The following is a 22,035-nucleotide window of genomic DNA, read 5'->3' as shown; positions in this document are numbered from 1 at the left end:
ATGAACGTATCCGCCGTGAGGCCAGCCTTTGGAGGTGCTGATGTCACGCGAAAACTCATGCGGCGATGGAACAACGCTAGGTCCGCGTTACTCCGCTTTGTCTGCCTTGGATTGGAATTGGAGAACCGCATCCGCACTTCTGGCAATGAAGGTGTGCCTCTTCAGTAATTTCGGCTTTTGGACAGCCGAAAGACACTAGAAAGGCCCGCACCGTCGTTGCTTCAAGATGTCCTCGATCTGGCGGTTGGCCAACAGATCGACTGGAGCGGTTAGGTCCAGGTACCGTACCGAATTCCTCACCATTCGAGGATCGGCGGACACCCACAGGCACGTGCGACTTTGGGCAAGCGCGATATAAGCGCAAAGTCGTGTCCATTCAATGACAAAAATTTCTCCGGACTAATTTATTTTTGGTGGAATCGCGTTGAACGGCATGCTTGCCATTGTTCAATATAAGTGAAACATTCACAGCACGAACCCGCCTCGAAAGAGCGTAAACAACCCGTTAATTGCTGCATGTTGTGAACAATGGCCAGTTTCGATTTCTTCAATGCCATCATTGCAAAGCCCGAAAAGCCGCCTGTTCATACATCGAATGGGCCACTTAGAGGTGAACGGCTGGCCGTAAAAGACATTTATGACATCGCCGGAATGGTGACCGGATGCGGCAATCCGCAGATCGCGGCCGAATCACCTGTCGCCGAAAGATCGGCTCCCGTGGTGGCAAAGCTTCTCGACGCCGGTGCCGAATTTGTCGGCAAGGCCCAGACCGATGAACTGGCCTTCTCCCTAATGGGACAGAATTCGCATTTCCCCTATCCGATCAATCCGGCGGCACCGGATCGCGTTACCGGCGGCTCGTCGTCCGGTTCGGCGGCGGCAGTGGCGGGCAAGATCGCCGATATTGCGCTCGGCTCCGACACAGGCGGCTCCATCCGGGCGCCTGCGAGCTTCTGCGGTCTCGTTGGTTTGCGGACCACCCATGGCCGCATTCCGCTCGAAGGCATCATGCCGCTTGCGCCTTCGCTCGATACGATTGGATGGTTTGCGCGTGACATCCAACTCTACGACTGGGTTGGCACCATCCTGCTTGGCGACGACGCCAGAGAATTCGGCCTGACGCAACTGCTCTATATGCCGGTTCTGGAACAGCTTCTGCTTGGCCAGGAAGAAACAGACGCCTATCGCGCCATGTTTGCCGAAGTGCGCCCGCACTTCTCAAGCATCAAGGCGGCCAGCCAACCGACACTCTCGATAGACGAGCTTTATCTGGTCTTCCGCCATATACAGGGGGCGGAAGCCTGGGCGACACACGGTGGCTGGATTTCTTCGGGCGATCGCAAGCTCGGCCCCGGCGTCGCGGACCGTTTTGCTTTCGGCGCGGAAATCGCCGCTGATCTCGTTGCCGGCCAGCGTGTGCGGCGAGCACATTTTACGCAGGAACTAGAACAGATTATCGGCAATGACGCGGTGCTGGCACTGCCAACCGTGCCGGGCGCTGCCCCACTGGCGAACGAGCCTTTCGAAACCTTGCAGGCCTATCGTGAACAGGCTTTGCGTCTGCTCTGTCTTTCAGTGCTTTCCGGCCTGCCACAGATTACATTGCCATTGGGACAGGTGCAGGGCGCACCTTTCGGCATTTCCTTCATCGGACCACGCGGCAGCGACCGGGCGCTGATCGCATTGGCCAGAAACATCATCGGAGAGCGGGGCTAGACCATGGACACCCTCACACGTATGCGCGCCTTCATCGACGTGGTCGAGGCTGAGGGCTTTTCCGCTGCAGCGCGAAAGATCGGTCGCTCCAAGGCGCTGTTGTCCAAATATGTACGCGAGCTGGAAGACGAACTTGGTGCGCGCCTTCTGAACCGCACCACGCGACAGTTCTCGCTGACCGAAGCCGGTCACACCTATTATCATCGCGCCCTGGAAATCATCCGTGAGATCGACGCGCTGCAAGATGCCGTCAGCGAAACCAGTTCGGATGCGCGCGGGCGCATCAAGCTGTCGGCCCCGCGCACGTTCGCCGATGCCGTCATCGGCCAGTCACTGATCGACTTCTGCCTCGCGCATCCGGAGATCGTTCTCGATGTGCGGCTGGATGATCGCTTTGTCGATCTGGTGGAAGAAGGCTTCGATCTTGCAATCCGCATCACGCGATTGCAGGACTCTTCCCTCATTGCAAAGAGGCTATCGCCGTTCCATTCCATCCTGTGCGGCGCACCAGAACTGATCGCCCGCGTCGGCAAGCCTGAACGTCCCGAAGATCTGGCCGACCGGCCTTGCATCATCGACACCAATGCACGTTCGCGCAACAACTGGCATTTCCGCAATACTGACGGCTCCATGATGACGGTTCCCGTCAACGGCCCGATTGAGGTAAACAGTCCGGTTGCCACCAAGAATGCGGCACTGGCCGGTCTCGGCTTCTGTATGCTTCCAGCCTTCATCGCCGAAGAGGAAATCGAACGCGGCAGACTGATCGCCTGCCTGAATGAATTCATCGTGAAGGATGGCGGCATCTATGCCGTCTATCCGCATCGGCGTTATCTGCCGGCAAAAATCCGGGCATTGGTCGATTTTCTGACCCAATGGTTCAAGGAGCGGGAATAGAGCGCATTCCGAAAAGTGTGAAACGGTTTTCGGGACTAAGATGCGCGATAAAACAAGTAAAACGTCCCACTTTCGCCGCCTTCGGGCATAAGCGTGATCTAATGGAATTTTCTATGGTGGTTTTGCCCCGGCTCAAGCGTCGTTTCATCCAGTCTGCCGCAATTGCATTGCTGGCCGGATGTTTGCCAACACTTGCGCTCGCTCACCCACATGTCTTCGCCGAAGCGCGGCTGGAGCTTTCCATTGCACCCGACGGCACCGTGCAACAGCTTGCGCATGTCTGGCGTTTCGACGATGTTTTCTCCTCGACCGTTCTGATGGAGTTCGACAAGGATGGCGATCTGCAACTCGACAAAAACGAGCTGATTGACCTCGGCCATGTCATCAATGGTTCAATTGCCGAATTCAAATATTTCCAGACCGTTCTGGACGACGGCAAGGACGTGAAAATGGCAAGGCCGACTGATCTTGCAGCAGATTTCGTCGATAATCGCCTGCTCATCATCTTCACGAGCAAGCCTGAAAAGCCGTTGAAGCTTGCCGCTGGCCACAAGGTCAGCTTCGGTGTCTATGACCCGACCTTCTATACCGCGATTGATTACATGAATGACAGCGATCTGGTCGTGAAAGGCCTGCCCGCTGGCTGCACCGCCAAGGTCATACGCCCCAATCCGGATGAGGCACTCGCCCAGAACCAGGCGACACTGACCGATGCGTTCTTCAACGATCCGACAGGCACGGACATGTCGAAAATATTCGCAACCCGTCTTGAGATAGACTGTGAACCGAAAGGAAAGACAGGCTGATGAGAAAACCGGCTGCCGTCATTCTGGCCCTTTGCCTTACGATGATCGTTGCGCAAGCCTATGCGCAGTCATCGCTCGGCATTGGCGCGAATGAGGTGGCTATGAAGCCGACCGGGCCTTTCGCACACATCATCCTTTGGATGAACGAGCAACAGCGCACATTCTATCTCGCCATGACCAACGCGCTGAAAGCCATGCGCGAAGATCCGTGGCAGGCTTCTGTTCTTGTCGGGCTTTCCTTCATCTACGGTATTTTTCATGCGGCAGGGCCCGGCCACGGCAAGGCCGTCATCTCCTCCTATATGATCGCCAATGAAACGGCGCTTCGGCGTGGCATCTTCCTGTCATTCATTTCATCGCTTTTGCAGGCAATCATGGCGATTGCGGTCGTCGGCCTCGCATGGTTTTTGCTGCGCGGCACCGGCATCTCCATGAACCAGACTGCCCGCTATATGGAAATCGCAAGTTTTGCGCTTGTCCTGTTTTTCGGCCTATGGCTTCTGGCGCGCAAACTGCCGCTGCTTTTCAAGAAGCAGGACAATGCCAGCCCCAGCCCGGCCTCGTCGCTTTTTGCAGCAGCACCTGAACCGGCAATGGCTTCCGGTCCGGCATGGCAGGGCAGTATTTCGCAAACCACGCGGGCGGCAGCGGTCGGAAACACGGTAAAGCTCAATTACAAACCTGTAGCCGCTGCGGCGTCGGATCATATCTTCATCGGTGAAGGTGATGTGTGCGCCGCCTGCGGCAATGCCCATATTGCCGATCCATCGACGCTAGGCGAAGATTTCAACTGGAAAACGGCTTGGTCGGCGATTTTGTCGGTGGGCCTGCGCCCCTGCTCGGGTGCGCTGATCGTGCTCACGTTTGCGTTGTTGAATGGCCTGATGGTCGGCGGGCTTCTCTCGGTTTTCGCCATGGCGTTCGGCACATTCATCACCGTCGCTGTTCTCGCCACGCTCGCCGTCACTGCAAAGAACACGGCACTCAGATTTGCAGGCAGCAATGCCATGTCGGGACGCCTGAAGGCGGCAATCGAAGTCGCCGCCGCCCTGTTCATCGCGCTGACTGGCGCACTGCTGCTCAGTGCTTCGCTTGTTGGTTAGTCCTTGTTCTGACGGCGCGAGCGCAGCCAGAAAATGGCGAAGAAGCCCAGAACGAAAACAATCGGGAAGATGATCGCCGCGATTTGTGAGCGTTCGCCCAGCGCCAGCATGATGCTGGGCACGAAATAGGCAAGCACCCCGAAGCCGATCAGGATAATGGCAGCGGCAATTGCCGGGTTGCTCTTCTTACGCTCAACCAAGATCACGAAACTCCTCAAGCTTCTTCTTCTGCTGACCGTCACTATCAAAGTTTTCCGGCGCAAGCCATGCCTGATAGGCTTGTCTCAAGGCGGGCCATTCGCTGTCGAGAATGGAAAACCACGCCGTATCGCGGTTCCTGCCCTTTGCCACCATATGCTGGCGGAAAATCCCCTCGAACGAAAAGCCGAAACGCTCGGCAGCCCGCTTGGAAGGTTCGTTTTCGTTGTGGCACTTCCATTCGTAGCGGCGATAACCAAGCTCGTCGAAAATATACTGCATGAACAGGAACTGCGCTTCCGTGGCGGCAGGCTTGCGCGAAATCAGCGGCCCCCAATAGATGCTGCCTATCTCGATAACGCCATGGGTCGGGTCGATGCGCATCAAGGTCTGGCGTCCGGCAACCTTGCCGCTTGCCTTGTCGATGACAGCGAAGAACAGCGGGTCTTCGCTCTTCGTCACCTTGTCCAGCCAGGGCTCGAATTCGTCTCGGGTGGCAGGCGGAAATTCGAACAACCATTTAAAGCGCTGATCAGCATCAGCGACCGACGAAGCGGCGAAAAGTTCGTCCCCATGCTTCTTCGGGTCCAGCGGTTCCAGCCGCACATAACGGCCTTCAAGCACTTTGCGTTCCGGCTTGGGGCGCGGCGTCCAGTTCTGCAAATCAGTCATGCATATTCTCCCATTCGCCAGAGACAGGAGCATAAAAGAGGCGGGGCGAAAACCGGATTATTGTCCCTGTGTCATTTTTCCCGAATAGCCGCCCGATCAACCGAAACCGCCTTTACCAGCGCAACTACATGGTCCCCCGATCGCAGCGCCAATTCGTCAACCGAGCGCCGCGTCAGCCGTGCACCAAGACGACGGCCTTGAAAATCGAGCGAGACATGCGCATTCGGCCCTTCGTCGGCTTCGATGCCCGTTACTGTAACCGGTAGCACGTTGCGAATGCTGATCTTCTCCGGCGCCTTGCGCGCTATGGAGACGTCACGTGCTCGCACGCGCAACCGCACATGCATGTTCTGTTTCAGCCCTGCATCGCTGAGCTGGAATGAAGCACCGCCAAGATCGATTTCCGCCAGCTTGTAGCGCTCGTCATAGGACAAAACCATCCCCTCCAGCAGCACGCCGCCGCCCTCGCCTTCGGCGTCGATCAGCGGAAACACATCCGCCGCCGCCCCGCTTGCCGTCACCCGGCCAGCAGATAGAAGCACGATCTGATCGGCAAGCCGCGCGACTTCATCGATTTCATGGCTCACATAAACGATCGGCACATGGCTTTCATCGCGAAGACGCTCGATAAAGGGAAGGATTTCCTGCCTGCGCGCATGATCGAGCGAGGAAAGCGGCTCGTCCAGCAAAAGCAGCGCCGGATCGGATAAAAGTGCCCGACCGATGGCGACACGCTGGCGTTCACCACCTGACAGCGTCGATGGACGACGATCGAGGAGAGGCTCAATACCGAGCAGCGTCACCACCTCGTCGAAGCTGCGCGTTGCCTGCCTGTGCCCGGCCCAGCGCGCATAAGTCAGATTGCGTTTGACGCTCATATGCGGGAAAAGCCGCGCTTCCTGAAACACATAGCCAATACGGCGCTTTTCAGGTGGCAGATTGACGCCTTTGGCAGCATCGAACAGCGTGAAATCACCGACCGCAATGCGCCCGCTCTCTGGACGGAGTGTTCCGGCGATCATTTTCAGAAGCGTCGTCTTGCCCGCACCGGAATGACCGAACAAGGCGGTCACACCCCAGTCGGCGGCGAAGTCGGCCTCAACAGGAAACCTGCCATTGCGGCCTGTAATCGAGACAGAAAGCCCGCTCATTTCGTTGCTCCTGCAAGCCTGCGCTGCAGCCATTCGGAAAGCACCACGGCAACAATCGAGATCACTGCGGATATGGCAATCAAACGGAATGCCTCGGCATCGCCGGATGGGGTCTGCATCAGGGCATAGATGGCAAGCGAAAGGGTCTGCGTTTCGCCTGGAATATTGGATACGAATGTGATCGTGGCGCCAAATTCACCCAGCGCCTTGGCAAAACCAAGCACTGCGCCTGCCAGCACCCCCGGCAGCAGAGGCGGCAGAATAACCGTGAAGAAGGCTGTGAACCGGTTGGCACCAAGTGTGCGCGCCGCTTCTTCAAGTCCGCGATCAAGCCCTTCTATCGAAAGCCGGATCGGGCGAACGAGCAAGGGAAATGCCATGATACCGGCAGCAAGTGCGGCACCCGTCCAGCGAAAAGCAAAGGAAACGCCAAACCATTCCTGCAAAGGTGCACCAAAGGCACCCCGCGCGCCAAACAGGACCAAAAGCAGATAGCCCGTGACCACCGGCGGCAGGACCAGCGGCATGGTGACGATGGCCTGCGCCAGCGACTTGCCCGGAAAATTGAACCGGGCAAGAATCCAGCCAACGATAAAGGCAACCGGCAGAGCGACAATGATAGCTATTCCGGCAACCCGGAGCGACAGAGACACAATCTGCCAGACGTTGCCCTCTATCATTTATTCGGCAGCCTCCGCAGCGCCTACAAAGCCCTTATCCTTGATGATCGCCTGGCCGGCATCGCTGGTCAAGAAAGCCAGGAAAGCCTTGGCGGCATCGGTTTCGTTCTTCGCAACAAGCGCCGCCGGATAAAGGATCGGTGCGTGGCTGGTCGCCGGGAAGCGATAGGCTTCCACAAGTTCCGGTGCCGCAGCGCGGTCCGATGCGTAGACGATGGCCGCCTTCACTTCGGCACGGCTGACATATTGCAGCGCAACGCGTACGTTCTCGGCGAAGACTGCATTCTTCTCGACATCCTTCCAGATATCGAGCTTTTCAAGCGCAGCCTTGCCGTATTTGCCCGCCGGGACATTCGACGGGTCACCCATGGCAAAGCGACCAGCGCTCAAAAGCTCCTTGGCCTCGCCCTTCGGCGTGTCCTTCTGCGTTGCAATCACCAGCGCGTTGCCAGCGATCACCTTACGCGAAGCCTTGTCGATAGCATCGGCCTTTTCGACATAATCCATCCAGTCGAGATCAGCGGAAATGAAAATCTGGGCTGGTGCACCCTGCTCGATCTGCTTGGCAAGGACCGACGAAGACGCAAACGACGCGACCACTTCAGTGCCATCCTTGGCTTTCATCTGCTTGGCGGCTTCTTCGATAACGTCCTTCATGCTGGCGGCAGCGAAAACGGTCACCTTCTCGGCAGCGTGAGCGACCGAGGCTGCACCCGCAGCAATGGTGATGAGAAATGCGGCGATCAGTTTTTTCATGAATATCCTCCATATTGCCTGTAACAACAGACAAACCATCATCCGCCGGTAAACCGGCGTTGTTTCTGTATGAGCATTGGAGATTCCAATGCCCCGACTTGCGATGATGGGTGTGATGGAGGCAAACGCGACCCGGATGCCGTCAAACCCTTGATGCACGGGCGTCCATGCAAAAGCCGCCCAAAATTCCGTAACGAATTCAGATCGTTCCGAAACCAAAGCCACCATAATGCGGTGAAATCTGTTTGACCAGCCCTATGAAGGGCGTGCGGCATCAGCTACCGATGTGTTTGTGCGCCCCGCGCAGTTCGGCAAGCTTCACCTGCTTCTGGCGTTCCGCATAACGCGCGCGATCTTCCGGCGTGCGCTCGTCATAGCAACCGGCACAGGAAACACCTTCCTCGAAAAACTGCGAAAGCTTGTCTTCCGGCGAAATCGGACGACGGCAAGCGCGGCAAAGTTCAACGTCGCTTTCAGTAAGGCCATGGCCCACAGCTACGCGTTCGTCGAACACGAAGCACTCACCGTTCCACATGCTGTCTTCATGCGGGACTTCTTCAAGGTACTTCAGGATACCGCCCTTGAGATGAAAGACATCGTCGAAGCCGAGCCCCTTGACGAAAGCTGTCGCCTTTTCGCAGCGGATACCGCCAGTGCAGAACATGGCAATCTTCTTGCCTTCCAGCTTGTCGCGGTTCTGCTCGACCCAGTCCGGAAACTCGCGAAAAGTCTTGGTCTGAGGATCGAGTGCCCCTTCGAATGTACCGATGGCATATTCATAATCGTTGCGCGTATCGACCACGACTGTGTTTTCATCGGCAATCAGAGCATTCCAGTCCTGCGGCGCGATATAGGTGCCAACGCTTTTCAACGGATCGATGCCATCGACACCCATGGTGACGATTTCGCGCTTCAACCGCACCTTCATGCGATGAAACGGCATTTCGGTCGCATGGGAATATTTGAGCTCCGGCTGAGCCAGACCGGGGATGGCTGTTATGTGTTGCACAAGTTTCTCAATCGCCTGTGCAGTACCTGCAACCGTCCCGTTGATGCCTTCCGCTGCCAGAAGCAACGTTCCCTTGATGCCATTCGAGCAGCAAAGCTGCGCCAACGGCTCGCGCAGGCTTTCATATTGCGGGAGCGGCGCAAAGCAATAAAGGGCGGCAACGGTAAAAGGCAAATTGCTCATCGGTTCTGTCTTCTTTGAAAATTTAACCCGCAACTAATCCCCACAAACGGCGAATTCAAGTCAACTTTATCCTCATGCGACCAAGTCGCCTCAAAATCCGCCTCGAAGAGCAACTTTTCGAGGAGAGATACATGTTCGACAGCCAAACGATCGCAGCCCTGACGACAACGGCAAATGAGGTGGGCATCGAGCCGGCGGCCTTGCTGGCAATTGCGGAAGTGGAAAGCGGCGGGCGCGCACTGTTCGATATCAACGGAGGCAAGGAACCGGCCATCCGGTTCGAAGGGCATTATTTCGATCGCAGACTATCCGGCCGCCTGCGTGACTATGCCAGGAGCAACGGCCTGTCGGCGCCGGTTGCTGGCCAGATACGCAATCCGAAATCGCAAGCCGCGCGCTGGGTCCTGCTTGAACGTGCGATGGGCTTGAGCAAAAAGGCAGCACTTGAATCCACGTCATGGGGTCTTGGGCAGGTCATGGGCGCGCATTGGGAGTGGCTTGGCTATCGCACCATCGACGACCTTGTGGCAGAAGCACGCGGATCTGTTTCCGGCCAGGCGCGCTTGATGCTGCGCTTCATTGACAAGGCAGAGCTTTTGGAAGCGTTGAGAGCCCACGACTGGCGCGAATTCGCCCGACGCTATAACGGCCCGGCTTTTGCCCGCAACGAATATGACAAACGCATGGCCGAAGCCTATCAGCGCTGGCAAAAGCAACTCGACAGTTCTAGAAAAGCCGCATGAGCAAGTCCTGTTCGACGGTAGACAAACCACCGAAGGGGATTTAAATCGATTTATCCACTCAAACAGCCGAGCAAGCCGATGCCCCAGAAAACCGATCTTCTCGTCCCCATCATGACAGGCCAGCCGGTCATTCCGGTTCTGTTGATCGACAAGGTGGAACATGCAGTTCCGCTGGCGCGCGCGCTTGCCAAGGGCGGATTGCCTGCCATCGAGATCACCTTACGCACGTCAGCAGCACTCGACGCCATTCGCGCTGTTGCATCGGAAGTGCCGGAAGCAATCGTCGGTGCAGGCACGATCCTCAACGCCAAACAATATGAGGACGCAGCGAAGGCGGGTTCGCGCTTCATCGTCAGCCCCGGCGCGACGAAATACATCGTCGCCGCAGCCAATGACAGCGACGTGCCGCTACTACCCGCTGCAATCACGCCGAGCGAAATGCTGGCGCTGCGCGAAGAAGGCTACACCCATCTGAAATTCTTCCCCGCTGAACAGGCAGGCGGCGCATCATTCCTGAAGGCCCTGTCTTCACCACTGGCCGGAACCTTCTTCTGCCCGACAGGCGGTATCAGTCTTGCCAACGCCAGGAATTATCTGTCACTGCCGAACGTCGTCTGCGTCGGCGGCTCGTGGGTTGCACCGAAAGAACTCGTTGAGGCTGGCGACTGGGATGCAATCACCGACCTTGCAAGCGAAGCGGCTGATCTGAAAAGCTGAACATGACTAAATGCCAATGCAAAAAGGGGCCTCGAAGGCCCCTTTTCTTTTGGTTTGTTATCGTCTGTCCGGCGATCAGTTGGTTTCCGTGAACTTGGCCACCGTCAGGAAGGTAACGGCATTGCCGCTAAACTGGTTGGCGCGTTCGGTCGGCAAATCGCCGCGCTGGAAGCCCGCCGTGTAGACCATGGCCGGTGCGGAACGCAGTGCGTCGTTGCGGAGTACCGGGTTGGTCACCGGCACAGTGCTCGACACCGATTCCGTCGACATGGCGACTTCCGAAGTCGGCATCGCTGCCGGCTGGACAACGGCGCGCGGCCTGGATTGAGCCTTGGCCACATAACGCCCGCCCTTTGCCGTCGTGCGAACGCCAGTTTCGGCAGCCTTGCCGATTGCTGCAACCTGCTTATGGACTGCGGCAGACGCGGTGGCCGTCGGCTTTGCCGGTGCCGTGCGGGCAACCGAGGCCGTCTGCGTAGTTGCCGGAGCCTGTTTTGGCGTAGCGTCTGCGACCGGCTTGCTATCGTAATAATCGTCAGAAGGCGGTGCGATCAGTTCGCCGATCTCATCCTTCTTGGAAAGCAGGGCAAGCTGCGTGTTGGCACGCGGCGCTTCCTTCGGCAGCGGGAACGCCGCCGTTTCACCCGGTTGAGGCACAGCCACATTGCCTGCATCGGCAACCTGTGTCGGTTCTGCCTGCTCGCCATTGACCAGCGCGGCAATTGCATCCTGACCACTGGCGGCAGGGTGTTCACCCGGCCGCTCTGGACGCGCCGACGGGACCACGGCTGCGGCAAGCTGCACATTATCCGTCTCAAGCTGCGGGCGAGCGGACGGAATTGGCACAAAACCGTTCATCAATGGCGAAGGCGTACCGGCATCGGCAACCTGTAACGTGTTCGCATCCACGGCAGCGCGGGCAGCGGCTGCAGCATCGGCGGCAGGTTCGGCTGCGGCGAGCGCGACGGCATCCTGCGGTGCCATGGCCGGTTTGCGAGCCGGAATCGGAACATTGAGTGCGGCGACCGGAATTTCCGCTGCGGCTTGCGCCTGGGCATCGAGCCCGGTTTCCGGACGCGGCGCCTGTATCGGAAGCGGAGCGTCGCGGGCAGGCAGAGCAGCGACCATGGTTTCACGTGGCTGCTCGACCGGTTGTTCCGGGACCGCCGCTGGTGCCGGACGCGCAGGCGCGGCGCGGGCCGGACGTGCAGTCGCCGGTGGGGCGCTTACATCACCATTATCTTCTTCTTCGTCGGCACCGCCGCCGAACAGCGCACCAAACAGGCTCTTGCTGCGACGGGGGGCGGAATTGCTGGCCACCATGATCTCGCCGCCGCCGGCCTTGCGCTTTTCGATCATGGCCAGTGCCTGCTCATAGCCAGGCAACGGCTTGCCGTCTGCGGGAAGGTGAGCGGTCTTGCCATCGGGGAACAGCGCGAGCAGCTCGCGGCGGCTCATGCGCGGCCAGGAGCGAACATTGCCGACATCCATGTGCACGAACGGAGAGCCGGAACGCGGATAATAGCCAACGCCGCCGATCTGATAGCGCATGCCGATGCCGCGCAGCTTCGCGAGCGGAACGCCGGGAATATAGAAGTCCATCGCGCGGCCAAGCATGTGCTGGCTCTTCTTTGCGACGCCGCGCGTGCTCGAACGCAGCATGGCGTTGGTGGCAGGCGAACGATAAGCGGAAACAACGGTGATATACTGGCTCGACCCAGAGGAGCGATAAACCTGCCAGACCAGATCGAACAGGCGCGGGTCCATCTTGGTCGGCTCGTTACGGCGCCAGTCACGCAGGAAGACGTTCAGCTTTTTCAGGCCCTGGGCATCAAAGCGGCCGTTTCTTTTGAAGACGATTTCCGCTTTTTCGCCGGTATGAACGTAATAGAGCTTGAGAGAGCGGGTTTCAGCCGAAGCCTGCGAAGGAGACAGCGCTATGAGAACCGCAGCAGCGGCGAGGGCAGACGGAATAGACACAGATACCTTCATCTTGGTCTTCATTCCGGTCCAAGCCTTCGCAAAGCGCGCTTTAATGGTCGATATGCTGTTCATCGAATCGTATCGCCTTACCGTTTTTCCGCCGTCAGAGGCATTCTCCAGGCATCCCTCGGGACTTTCTTTGTGGTGTCACAAAAAGCCTGCGTCCCAGTTCCGCTCGAGCTCCGATTGTCGGATTTAATGGTTAATGGACGCTTAGTGAACAACAAATGAGGAAACACCATGGCAAAAAAGCCACACAGGTGCATCTATTTTCGCCATGGTTAAAAAATTATTAACAGTCTTTAATCAGCAACAGTACCTGCGAAGCGTGGCAACATATTCATTATAAATGCCTAAAATTCAAATAGTTAAGTACAGTTTCGTCAGCTTGCAGCACGGTTGAAAGGGGTGGTTTCACCCGCCTCATCGAGGCCCGGTCCCTTGCCGGAAATCGACGCCACATCGATGCCATATTCCTTCAGCTTCCGGTAAAGCGTGGTTCTTCCAATGCCCAGACGCCGAGCGACTTCGCTAATCTGGCCGTCATAATGAGCAATCGCGAACCGGATCATTTCCTCCTCGGCTGCGGCAAGTGTGCGCACCTCGCCTTCGCCATCGACCCCACTAAACACGCCTGCCGGACCACTCACACTTGGATCACGATCGACAAGGTTGAATCGGGCGGAATGCTGCGCAGCCCTTGCAGCCTCGGTCCCCACACCGATCTGAACGAAGTCAGCCGCCGTCAGTTCCCCAGTCTCGCAGAGAAGCACCGCCCGATAAACGGCATTTTTCAGTTCCCGCACATTGCCGGGCCAGTGATAGGTCTTCAGCTTTTCAAGCGCGTGTGTGGTGATGCCGGTGATATGCCCCATCCGTTCTTCGCTGACATAGCGCATCATGAACTGATGCAGCAGGATCGGAATGTCCTCCAGACGGTTGCGCAGGGGCGGCATGGCCACGGCAAAAGAGCCGAGCAGATGGTAAAGCCCGGCATGGAAGCGCCCCATATGGACGAGATCAGCCAGAGGGCGGCTGTTCGATGCCATGATGCGGGCATTGGAAAGCCCGCGCTCGCCTCCCCCGCCGGTTTCGAACTGGCCAGACTGCATGGCAGCAAAAAGCTTGATCTGCGTGTGGCGCGGCAGCGCGCCGACTTCATCAAGAAACAGCGTTCCGCCATCGGCTTCTACAAGCTTGCCGAGACTGCGGATGGCATCGTCCTCGCGGCGATCGCGCCGCACCGCCGAAACACCGAAAAAGACGTCGTCGGCATTCTCCACCGTCAAGGAGCGGCAATCGACGGTCACGAAAGGGCCGCGCCAGCGGGCACCGCCGCTGCAAATGGCACGCGCCAGCGTTTCCTTGCCGCTACCGGGTTCTCCTTCGATCAGAAGCGGCGCATCCAGCGCCGAAGCCCGCCGCGCCAGAATGCTGACCCGCTCCATTTCCGGGCTCTTGATCGCCATATCGGAAAGCGACAGATGCGCTTTCAAGGATGACCGGGCCCGGTGAATTTCCTGTGTCAGCGCATCGATTTTCAGGGCATTGGAAACCGACACCTGCACGCGCTCGAAGGCGACAGGCTTGGTCACGAAATCGACCGCGCCCATTTTCATTGCCTGTAAAACTGGCTGGAGATCATCGTTTTGGACAAGAACGATAACGGGAACAGCACTTCCAGCTTCACGCATCCGTCGCAAAACGGTCAGGCCGTCCATATCTGGCATCGACAGATCGAGCAGCATCAGCACAATGTCCTTACGCTGGCTTACAAAGCCAAGCGCGCTTGCTCCGCCGTCTGCAAGGATGGTTCGATAGCCCATGCGCATGACTATCGCTTCGAGATTGCGTCGATGAATCGGATCGTCATCCGCTATGAGTATGCGCGTGCCCATTAATAGCTATTATCAACCTATGGAGTTCCCGCGCCCAAAATACTTAAACAGTTTAAGTGTCTCATATTCCAGGCGTGTTATTTGGGGCCAAGCCTTCAACGAATGCAAGATACTAAAATGTGCCTTAGTGTCCCATTCACAAAATTTGTATCCTGAATCCACTTCCGGCTTCAGACATTTGCTTTCCTGCAGCCTATCGCCCGGCAAGCCGTCGCAAAAATTCAAAGCGCTTTTCCCACCTCTTGGCGATCCTGACAAGACATGCGAGAAGGAAACCCAATAGAGCGGTTCCGGTTAGCGCGAAATCGTGGAACTGCTCTATCTCTTTGTTTGTACGCATTGTCCGACGCATCGAAGCGGGATAAGAAATCAGTCCAGTGAACTGATTTCCCCGCGTAGACGCTTCGCACTTTTGCTGGAAATGCTCTTGGAGAATATTCATGACCCGCTTTTCAGAATCTCTTTCCTTCAACAAGGTTTTGCGCGCGCCCGCCGGTGATGCGGTTGCAGCCGAAAACACTGGCCTCGGCAATCTGCCGGAATGGAATCTGGGCGATCTTTATCCATCTGCGGACAGCGCCGAGCTGAAGAACGATATCGAAAAAGCCATGAAAGAGGCAGCAGCGTTCGAGGAACGCTGGAAAAGCAAGCTCGGCAACGAGGCAGCCAAGACCAATGGCGGTAACTTTGCTGATGCAGTCAAGGAATTCGAAGCGCTGGATGAGCTGATGGGCCGTATCGGCTCCTTCGCAGGCCTCTATTACTACGGTGATACGACCGACCCGAAGCGTATGAAACTTTTCGGCGATATCCAGCAAAAGCTGACCGACGCCAGCACCCATCTCATTTTCTTCGGCCTGGAGCTGAACCGTATCGATGATGCGGTGCTCGAAAAGGCGATGAGCGATAATGCAGCCATCGGCCACTACCGCCCATGGCTTACCGATCTGCGCATGGACAAGCCATACCAGCTCGATGACAAGCTGGAGCAGCTCTTCCACGAAAAATCGATCACCGGCTATAGCGCCTGGAACCGACTGTTTGATGAAACCGTGTCGAGCCTGCGCTTTGAAGTCGATGGTGAAGAACTGGCCATTGAGCAGACGCTCAACATGCTTCAGGATGCCGATGGTGCTGTGCGCAAAAAGGCATCGCAAGCCCTGGCAAAGACTTTTGGCGCAAATCTGCGCACATTCACGCTGATCACCAATACACTCGCCAAGGACAAGGAAATTTCCGATCGCTGGCGCGGTTTTCAGGACATAGCCGACAGCCGCCATCTCGCCAACCGCGTCGAGCGGGACGTTGTGGATGCTCTCGCCAAGGCTGTCGAGGACGCCTATCCACGCCTTTCACACCGTTATTACGCTCTGAAAGCCAAATGGCTTGGCCTCGAAAAGCTTGAAAACTGGGATCGCAACGCGCCGCTGCCGGAAACGCCGCAAGCGCTGATCCCTTGGGATGACGCGCGCGAAACCGTGCTTTCCGCCTATGGCAATTTCGCGCCGGAAATGGCCGCGATTGCCAAGGATTTCTTCGACAAGAACTGGATCGACGCGCCGGTTCGTCCCGGCAAGGCACCGGGCGCATTTGCGCATCCGACCATTCCGTCGGCGCATCCTTACGTATTGCTCAACTATATGGGCAAGCCGCGCGATGTGATGACGCTGGCACATGAGCTGGGCCATGGCGTGCATCAGGTTCTGGCGGGCGGTCAAGGCGCGCTGATGGCTTCAACGCCGCTGACCCTTGCTGAAACTGCATCCGTATTTGGCGAAATGCTGACTTTCCGCTCGCTTCTGGAGCGCACGAAAGACAAGCGGGAACGCAAGGCTATGCTGGCACAGAAGGCCGAGGACATGATCAACACGGTCGTGCGCCAGATTGCCTTCTACCAGTTCGAACGTCGGGTCCACACCGAGCGCCTCGAAGGCGAGCTGACCTCTGAGCGCATCGGCGAAATCTGGATGGATGTGCAGCGCGAAAGCCTTGGTGGTGCAGTCAATCTTAATCCAGGTTACGAGACCTTCTGGACCTACATCCCGCATTTCATCCATTCGCCGTTCTATGTTTATGCCTATGCTTTCGGCGACTGCCTGGTGAACTCGCTCTATGCGGTTTACCAGAACTCGGAAAAGGGCTTCCAGCAGAAATATTTCGACATGCTGAAAGCTGGCGGCACCAAGCATCATAAGGAACTGCTTGCACCGTTCGGTCTGGATGCGAGCGATCCGGATTTCTGGAGCAAGGGCCTGTCGGTGATCGAAGGCATCATCGACGAGCTTGAAGCCATGGAAGACTGAGCACTTGCGTGACTCACCAAAGCAATAAGCCGCGTATCCTGTTCCGGGATGACAAGGCGGGCCGCGATGTGCTTTTCACGGCCCCCTCATCGATCATCCGCGCCGACACGCCAGATGAGTTCGAACCCGCATGGAATGCGATACAGAAAGCCCACGACGCCGGAAAATGGCTTGCGGGTTATCTGTGCTATGAAGCCGGCTATCTTCTCGAGCCCAAGCTGAAACCGCTGCTGCCGAAGGGTCGCAACGCACCGCTTCTCTGCTTTGGTGTGTTCGATGGCCCTTCCGACCAGTTTGTGCACGGTCGCGACGAGGACAATGCCACCTTTCTGCGTGCCCCCATTGCACAGTGGTCGTTTGACGACTACGCGCCGCGTTTCGAGCGACTTCACAGGCATCTGCGCGAAGGCGACTGCTATCAGGGCAATCTCACCTTTCCGATCCGTGCCGAATGGAGCGGCGACCCGCTGATCCTTTTCAATATGCTCGCGAAGCGTCAGCCAGTGCGCTACGCGACTTATTGTGATCTTGGTGGTCCGATTGTCCTGTCGCGCTCGCCGGAACTCTTTTTCGAAGTCGACGGCGACGGCTGGATTGAAACCCATCCGATGAAAGGCACCATGCCGCGTGGTGCGACGCCGGAAGAAGATGAGCAGAACCGGCAGTTTCTGTTGAACGATCCGAAGAACCAAGCCGAAAACCGCATGATCGTCGATCTCTTGCGCAACGACATTTCGCTCGTCAGCGAAGTGGGGTCGCTCGATGTGCCGGAATTGTTCCGCGTAGAAACCTACCCCACCGTACACCAGATGATCAGCCGTGTACGGGCCAGGCTGAAAGAAAACCTGCCGCTGCGTACGCTTTTTGCCGCGTTGTTTCCATGCGGTTCCATCACCGGTGCACCGAAGATCAGCGCCATGGAAATCCTCCGCAAGCTGGAATCCGGGCCACGCGACATCTATTGCGGTTCGCTCGGCTGGATCGAGCCGAGCGGGCGGATGCGTTTCAACGTTGCTATTCGCACGATCTCGCTTCTGGATGAAAATCGTGCGATCTTCAATGTCGGGGGCGGCGTGGTCTTCGATTCCACGGCGCAAGCGGAGTACGAGGAATGTCTTCTGAAAGCACGGTTCGCAGCTCTATCCAATCAGACGGAGCTGAAGTCGTTTTGATAGAGCCGGATTACCAGTTGATCGAAACCATGCGCTGGGAGCCGCTCTCGGGCGTGCTGCGTTTCGATCTGCACATGGCGCGCCTTGAGAATTCTGCCCGTGAACTCGGGTTCTCCTGCAATATGGAAGCTATCCGGCAGAAGGTTGCAGAAAGCGGAACTGGTGAACAGGCTTTGAAGCTGCGCCTGACACTTGCGCCGGACGGGGTCGCTACGGTCTCCAGCATTCCTTACGAACCGCTGCCATCCCAGACGATCTGGCGGATCGCAATTGCACATACGCACCTCGATCACAACGACCCCCTGTTGCGCCACAAGACGACGCGACGGCAGGCATATATCGCCGCGCGCGAAGAATATTCTCCGGCGGAGATCGATGAAGTCATCCTGCTCAATGATCGCGGCGAAGTCTGCGAAGGAACCATTACGTCGATATTTCTCGATGTTGGCGGCACAACCTGCACGACACCCGCGCTTTCGTGCGGTCTTCTGGACGGAGTGCTGCGCCGCGAATTGCTGAAAAACAGCGTCGTCGAAGAGGGTATCGTTACTGTCGATGCACTGAAAAGCGCGCGCAACATTCTCGTCGGCAATTCGCTGCGCGGTATGATCCGCGCGAAGCTTCTCGAGGCTTAAAAAGCTAAAACACGTTAAACACGTATTGATGTCATAGGTTTGTGTTGTTTCTTTCTTTCTATGAAGTTGTGTTATCGTTCCCGCACATAAGCTAAACCGGGCTAAGGATAACCCAACACCGCAATTCTGCGGCATCTGAGAGGAAGAAAATGGCGAAAGCGAAATGGCAAGTCTATGGTGAGATAACCGGCCCCGTCATCATGATCGGCTTTGGGTCGATCGGGCGCGGTACCCTGCCGCTGATTGAGCGTCATTTCAAATTCGACAAATCGCGCATGGTCGTGATCGATCCGAGCGAAGCCAATCGCAAGATACTCGATGACAAGGGCATTCGCTTCATCAAGGAAGCAATCACCAAGGACAACTACAAGAAGGTCCTTGGTCCTCTGCTGAAGGAAACGGAAGGTCAGCCTTTCGTCGTCAATCTTTCGGTCGATACCGGATCACTCGACCTGATGCGTTACGCCCGAGAGCATGGCGCACTCTACATCGATACGGTGGTGGAGCCCTGGCTCGGTTTCTATTTCGATGAAGAGGCCGACAATGCCTCGCGCACCAATTATGCGCTGCGCGAAACCGTTCGCGCCGAAAAGCGCAAGAACCCCGGCGGATCGACCGCCGTTTCCTGCTGCGGCGCCAATCCGGGCATGGTGTCGTGGTTCGTCAAGAAAGCGCTCGTCAACCTTGCGACCGAACTGAAACTTGATTTCACCGAACCGGCGCCAAATGATCGCCACGGCTGGGCAAAGCTGATGAAGAAGGCTGGCGTCAGGGGTATCCACATCGCGGAACGCGATACCCAGCGCGCCAAGGAGCCGAAGCCTTTCAATACGTTCTGGAACACGTGGTCTGTGGAAGGGTTCATTGCCGAAGGCTTGCAGCCCGCGGAGCTTGGCTGGGGCAGCCATGAAAAATGGATGCCCAAGAATGCTCGCAAGCAGAAGAAGGGCAACAAGGCTGCGATCTTCCTCGAACAGCCCGGCGGCAATACCCGCATTCGCACCTGGTGCCCGACGCTCGGCGCACAATATGGCCTGCTGGTCACCCATAATGAAGCGATTTCCATCGCCGATTTTTTCACGCTGCGCGACAAGAAGGGCAAGCTCGACTTCCGCCTGACCTGCCATTACGCCTATCACCCGAGCAATGACGCCATTCTGGCGCTTGATGAAATGTTCGGCGCCGCTGGCCGGGCGCAGCCGGTGCAGCACGTTCTGGAAGAACACGAAATTCTGGATGGCAGCGATGAACTTGGCGTTCTGCTCTATGGCCATGAGAAGAATGCCTATTGGTACGGCTCGCAGCTAACCGTTGAGGACGCGCGCAAGCTTGCTCCCTATCAGAACGCAACCGGCCTGCAAGTTTCTTCAGCCGTTCTGGCAGGTATGGTCTGGGCTCTGGAAAATCCGAGAAGCGGCATTGTCGAGACCGATGAAATGGATTACCGCCGCTGTCTCGAAGTCCAGATGCAATATCTTGGCCCGGTGAACGGCTATTATACCGACTGGACGCCACTGGAAGGTCGCGGCCATTTGTTCAAGGAAGACCTCGACACCAAGGATCCGTGGCAGTTCCGGAATATTCTGGTGCGCTGAACTGAAACAACTGCCCGGTAAAAATCGGGCAGTTTTCATTGCGGCAGTTTCGCAACAATCGCGTAATCCTCACAATGAGGGCTTGTTTTCGTGCAAGTTTCAATACATCAAACTAATCATCCCCGAGCGGTTCCAATCAGCACGGAATCGTTGAAGCCGCTCTAATTACTTGGTTTTAAGCATTTCAGGCGCCAGCCATTTCACAATTCTGGCTCGGAAATGCTCTAATGGAGAGCATGGATATGAAACGCTTCCGCATCATTGCCCCTCTTGCAGTCATGTCGCTGGCGTTGGCCGCGTGTGAAACGACCGGCCCGGTCGGCGGCAATACTCCGACCGTCTCCCGTGGCCCGGCTGGCATCGAAGGTAGCTGGGTTGATCCAAACGGCATCGTCTCATCGTTCAACGGCGGCATTTTCGAAACCCGCGCCACCGACACGAACGAGAAGCTGGCCGAGGGCAACTATCGTTACCAGTCGCCGCAGCTTGTCGAAATCGACATGCGCTCCATCGTGCGCGGCACGTCGTCGAAAGTGAACTGCGCGCTCGTGTCGCCGGCGCAGCTCAACTGCACGTCGTCATCGGGTTCACGCTTCTCCCTGACGCGCAAGGCGGTAGGGTAAGCACCCGATATCTTGGGTAAATTTCAAATATTTACGGCGCGGAAAACATCTGCGCCGATAGAATTTTGCCAGCGGCAATTGTCAGGATTGTAATTTGTCTTTTTTTCTCTAGTTTTCCGGCTGAACAGGAGTCGGAAGATGAGTGAGATGGATAAAGTGCAGGAGAAGCCCAGCCAGACAACCAAGCCTGAGATGCAGGTAAAGCTGCCAAAGGTCGGGGTTCTGCTGGTCAATCTCGGCACGCCGGATGGCACGAGTTACGGCCCGATGCGGCGCTATCTGGCCGAGTTTCTTTCGGATCGCCGTGTCATCGAATGGCCCCGCCTTATCTGGTATCCGATCCTCTACGGCATCGTTCTCAACACCCGCCCGAAACGTTCCGGCAAGCTTTACGACCGCATCTGGAATCGCGAGAAAAACGAATCTCCGTTGCGGACCTATACGCGCGCGCAGGGCGAGAAGCTTGCCAAGGCACTTGCCGACCATCCAAATGTGATCGTGGACTGGGCGATGCGCTATGGCCAGCCATCCATCGAAAGCGTAACTGATCGTTTGCTGCAGCAAGGTTGCGAGCGGATCGTCATGTTTCCGCTCTACCCGCAATATTCGGCAACGACGACCGCAACAGTGAACGACAAGTTCTTCGAAGCGCTTATGAAAAAGCGCTTCCAGCCGGCTGTGCGCATCGTGCCGTCCTATGAAACGGAACCCGTTTACATCGAAGCACTGGCCCGCTCCATCGAGAAGCATCTGGAAACGCTTTCTTTCAAGCCGGAAGTGGTTCTCGCATCCTATCACGGCATTCCGAAAAGCTACTCGGACAAGGGCGATCCCTATCGCCAGCAATGTCTTGAAACGTCGCGCCTGTTGCAGGCGCGGCTGGGCCTTGATGACAGCCAGTTTCGCTCCACATTCCAGTCGCGTTTCGGCCCGGAAGAATGGCTGCAACCCTATACGGACGAAACGGTGGAAGAGCTGGCCAAGCACGGGGTCAAGTCGATGGCTGTTCTCAATCCGGGTTTCGTTGCCGACTGTCTGGAAACGGTGGATGAGATCGGCAACGAGGCCGCCGAAGAATTTCTTGAAAATGGCGGCGAGAATTTCAGCCATATTCCTTGTCTCAACGACAGCGAAGACGGCATGAAGGTCATCGAGACACTGGTGCGCCGCGAATTACAGGGATGGGTTTAGATTG

General features: G+C 57.0%; 20 protein-coding genes. 12 read left to right on the top strand and 8 right to left on the bottom strand.

Features of this window, described 5'->3' with window-relative positions; translation table 11 throughout:
- Positions 1-528 precede the first annotated feature (528 nt).
- The 4 genes from ACYSN1_RS20040 (at position 529) to ACYSN1_RS20025 (ending at position 4,522) form a co-directional block, all read left to right on the top strand.
- Complete coding sequence (locus ACYSN1_RS20040; protein WP_461727277.1) at positions 529-1,716, top strand: amidase; 1,188 nt, start codon at positions 529-531, stop codon at positions 1,714-1,716.
- Between the two features lie 3 nt (positions 1,717-1,719).
- Positions 1,720-2,613: a LysR family transcriptional regulator gene (locus ACYSN1_RS20035; RefSeq protein WP_461727276.1), complete on the top strand. Its 894-nt coding sequence runs from the start codon at positions 1,720-1,722 to the stop codon at positions 2,611-2,613.
- Positions 2,614-2,714: 101 nt separating this feature from the next.
- Positions 2,715-3,419, top strand: coding sequence for a DUF1007 family protein (locus ACYSN1_RS20030; protein ID WP_461727275.1), 705 nt, complete (start codon positions 2,715-2,717; stop codon positions 3,417-3,419).
- The gene (locus ACYSN1_RS20025; RefSeq protein WP_461727274.1) at positions 3,419-4,522 is read left to right on the top strand and encodes a nickel/cobalt transporter; all 1,104 of its coding nucleotides are present in this window, start codon (positions 3,419-3,421) and stop codon (positions 4,520-4,522) included. The genes ACYSN1_RS20030 and ACYSN1_RS20025 overlap by 1 nt, the downstream gene beginning before the upstream one ends.
- Here ACYSN1_RS20025 and ACYSN1_RS20020 read toward each other — a convergent pair.
- From ACYSN1_RS20020 to trhO, 6 genes are all read right to left on the bottom strand, one after another.
- On the bottom strand, positions 4,519-4,728 hold the full coding sequence (locus ACYSN1_RS20020) for a hypothetical protein (protein WP_461727273.1): 210 nt from the start codon (positions 4,726-4,728) through the stop codon (positions 4,519-4,521). The genes ACYSN1_RS20025 and ACYSN1_RS20020 overlap by 4 nt on opposite strands.
- Complete coding sequence (locus ACYSN1_RS20015; RefSeq protein WP_461727272.1) at positions 4,715-5,392, bottom strand: GNAT family N-acetyltransferase; 678 nt, start codon at positions 5,390-5,392, stop codon at positions 4,715-4,717. The genes ACYSN1_RS20020 and ACYSN1_RS20015 overlap by 14 nt, the downstream gene beginning before the upstream one ends.
- A 71-nt stretch (positions 5,393-5,463) precedes the next feature.
- The gene (gene modC / locus ACYSN1_RS20010; RefSeq protein ID WP_461727271.1) at positions 5,464-6,543 is read right to left on the bottom strand and encodes a molybdenum ABC transporter ATP-binding protein; all 1,080 of its coding nucleotides are present in this window, start codon (positions 6,541-6,543) and stop codon (positions 5,464-5,466) included.
- The gene (gene modB, locus ACYSN1_RS20005; protein WP_461727270.1) at positions 6,540-7,223 is read right to left on the bottom strand and encodes a molybdate ABC transporter permease subunit; all 684 of its coding nucleotides are present in this window, start codon (positions 7,221-7,223) and stop codon (positions 6,540-6,542) included. Before modB ends, modC begins: the two co-directional genes overlap by 4 nt.
- The gene (gene modA / locus ACYSN1_RS20000; protein ID WP_461727269.1) at positions 7,224-7,979 is read right to left on the bottom strand and encodes a molybdate ABC transporter substrate-binding protein; all 756 of its coding nucleotides are present in this window, start codon (positions 7,977-7,979) and stop codon (positions 7,224-7,226) included.
- A gap of 274 nt (positions 7,980-8,253) precedes the next feature.
- Positions 8,254-9,171, bottom strand: a complete 918-nt coding sequence (gene trhO, locus ACYSN1_RS19995) for an oxygen-dependent tRNA uridine(34) hydroxylase TrhO (protein ID WP_461727268.1) — start codon at positions 9,169-9,171, stop codon at positions 8,254-8,256.
- A 131-nt stretch (positions 9,172-9,302) separates the two neighbouring features.
- On the opposite strand from trhO, the gene ACYSN1_RS19990 reads away from it, so the two are divergent.
- Together ACYSN1_RS19990 and ACYSN1_RS19985 are read left to right on the top strand one after the other, a co-directional pair.
- Positions 9,303-9,914, top strand: coding sequence for an N-acetylmuramidase family protein (locus ACYSN1_RS19990; RefSeq protein WP_461727267.1), 612 nt, complete (start codon positions 9,303-9,305; stop codon positions 9,912-9,914).
- A gap of 78 nt (positions 9,915-9,992) precedes the next feature.
- Positions 9,993-10,631, top strand: coding sequence for a 2-dehydro-3-deoxy-phosphogluconate aldolase (locus tag ACYSN1_RS19985; protein WP_461727266.1), 639 nt, complete (start codon positions 9,993-9,995; stop codon positions 10,629-10,631).
- A gap of 75 nt (positions 10,632-10,706) precedes the next feature.
- Here ACYSN1_RS19985 and ACYSN1_RS19980 read toward each other — a convergent pair whose 3' ends face one another.
- Both ACYSN1_RS19980 and ACYSN1_RS19975 read right to left on the bottom strand, forming a co-directional pair.
- A complete protein-coding gene (locus tag ACYSN1_RS19980) occupies positions 10,707-12,686 on the bottom strand; it encodes a DUF882 domain-containing protein (RefSeq protein ID WP_461727265.1) in 1,980 nt (659 codons plus the stop codon).
- Between the two features lie 311 nt (positions 12,687-12,997).
- Complete coding sequence (locus ACYSN1_RS19975; protein ID WP_461727264.1) at positions 12,998-14,512, bottom strand: sigma-54-dependent transcriptional regulator; 1,515 nt, start codon at positions 14,510-14,512, stop codon at positions 12,998-13,000.
- Positions 14,513-14,952: 440 nt separating this feature from the next.
- Between ACYSN1_RS19975 and ACYSN1_RS19970 the strand changes: the two genes are divergently transcribed.
- The 6 genes from ACYSN1_RS19970 to hemH all read left to right on the top strand — a co-directional run bounded on the left by ACYSN1_RS19970 (position 14,953) and on the right by hemH (position 22,031).
- Positions 14,953-16,815, top strand: coding sequence for a M3 family oligoendopeptidase (locus tag ACYSN1_RS19970; protein ID WP_461727263.1), 1,863 nt, complete (start codon positions 14,953-14,955; stop codon positions 16,813-16,815).
- 8 nt (positions 16,816-16,823) lie between these two features.
- Positions 16,824-17,987: an aminodeoxychorismate synthase component I gene (locus tag ACYSN1_RS19965; RefSeq protein ID WP_461727262.1), complete on the top strand. Its 1,164-nt coding sequence runs from the start codon at positions 16,824-16,826 to the stop codon at positions 17,985-17,987.
- Positions 17,927-18,622, top strand: a complete 696-nt coding sequence (locus ACYSN1_RS19960) for an aminotransferase class IV family protein (RefSeq protein WP_461727261.1) — start codon at positions 17,927-17,929, stop codon at positions 18,620-18,622. Before ACYSN1_RS19965 ends, ACYSN1_RS19960 begins: the two co-directional genes overlap by 61 nt.
- Before the next feature lie 149 nt (positions 18,623-18,771).
- Positions 18,772-20,217, top strand: a complete 1,446-nt coding sequence (locus ACYSN1_RS19955; protein ID WP_461727260.1) for a homospermidine synthase — start codon at positions 18,772-18,774, stop codon at positions 20,215-20,217.
- A gap of 242 nt (positions 20,218-20,459) precedes the next feature.
- A complete protein-coding gene (gene omp10, locus ACYSN1_RS19950) occupies positions 20,460-20,840 on the top strand; it encodes an outer membrane lipoprotein Omp10 (RefSeq protein ID WP_140021781.1) in 381 nt (126 codons plus the stop codon).
- Between the two features lie 138 nt (positions 20,841-20,978).
- A complete protein-coding gene (gene hemH / locus ACYSN1_RS19945) occupies positions 20,979-22,031 on the top strand; it encodes a ferrochelatase (protein ID WP_461727259.1) in 1,053 nt (350 codons plus the stop codon).
- The last annotated feature ends 4 nt before the right edge of the window (positions 22,032-22,035 follow it).

Source organism: Brucella sp. LJL56 (assembly GCF_054871705.1).
The sequence above is the reverse complement of the archived record's forward strand: the minus strand, read 5'-3'. Positions and strand labels throughout refer to the sequence as shown.

Bases quoted from the DNA above. Each gene is read 5' to 3' on its own strand.
- ACYSN1_RS20040 (WP_461727277.1), top strand. From the start codon at position 529: ATGGCCAGTTTCGATTTCTTCAATGCCATCATTGCAAAGCCCGAAAAG.
- ACYSN1_RS20035 (WP_461727276.1), top strand. From the start codon at position 1,720: ATGGACACCCTCACACGTATGCGCGCCTTCATCGACGTGGTCGAGGCT.
- ACYSN1_RS20030 (WP_461727275.1), top strand. From the start codon at position 2,715: ATGGAATTTTCTATGGTGGTTTTGCCCCGGCTCAAGCGTCGTTTCATC.
- ACYSN1_RS20025 (WP_461727274.1), top strand. From the start codon at position 3,419: ATGAGAAAACCGGCTGCCGTCATTCTGGCCCTTTGCCTTACGATGATC.
- ACYSN1_RS20015 (WP_461727272.1), bottom strand. From the start codon at position 5,392: ATGACTGATTTGCAGAACTGGACGCCGCGCCCCAAGCCGGAACGCAAA.
- modC (WP_461727271.1), bottom strand. From the start codon at position 6,543: ATGAGCGGGCTTTCTGTCTCGATTACAGGCCGCAATGGCAGGTTTCCT.
- modB (WP_461727270.1), bottom strand. From the start codon at position 7,223: ATGATAGAGGGCAACGTCTGGCAGATTGTGTCTCTGTCGCTCCGGGTT.
- modA (WP_461727269.1), bottom strand. From the start codon at position 7,979: ATGAAAAAACTGATCGCCGCATTTCTCATCACCATTGCTGCGGGTGCA.
- trhO (WP_461727268.1), bottom strand. From the start codon at position 9,171: ATGAGCAATTTGCCTTTTACCGTTGCCGCCCTTTATTGCTTTGCGCCG.
- ACYSN1_RS19990 (WP_461727267.1), top strand. From the start codon at position 9,303: ATGTTCGACAGCCAAACGATCGCAGCCCTGACGACAACGGCAAATGAG.
- ACYSN1_RS19985 (WP_461727266.1), top strand. From the start codon at position 9,993: ATGCCCCAGAAAACCGATCTTCTCGTCCCCATCATGACAGGCCAGCCG.
- ACYSN1_RS19980 (WP_461727265.1), bottom strand. From the start codon at position 12,686: ATGAACAGCATATCGACCATTAAAGCGCGCTTTGCGAAGGCTTGGACC.
- ACYSN1_RS19975 (WP_461727264.1), bottom strand. From the start codon at position 14,512: ATGGGCACGCGCATACTCATAGCGGATGACGATCCGATTCATCGACGC.
- ACYSN1_RS19970 (WP_461727263.1), top strand. From the start codon at position 14,953: ATGACCCGCTTTTCAGAATCTCTTTCCTTCAACAAGGTTTTGCGCGCG.
- ACYSN1_RS19960 (WP_461727261.1), top strand. From the start codon at position 17,927: ATGTCTTCTGAAAGCACGGTTCGCAGCTCTATCCAATCAGACGGAGCT.
- ACYSN1_RS19955 (WP_461727260.1), top strand. From the start codon at position 18,772: ATGGCGAAAGCGAAATGGCAAGTCTATGGTGAGATAACCGGCCCCGTC.
- omp10 (WP_140021781.1), top strand. From the start codon at position 20,460: ATGAAACGCTTCCGCATCATTGCCCCTCTTGCAGTCATGTCGCTGGCG.
- hemH (WP_461727259.1), top strand. From the start codon at position 20,979: ATGAGTGAGATGGATAAAGTGCAGGAGAAGCCCAGCCAGACAACCAAG.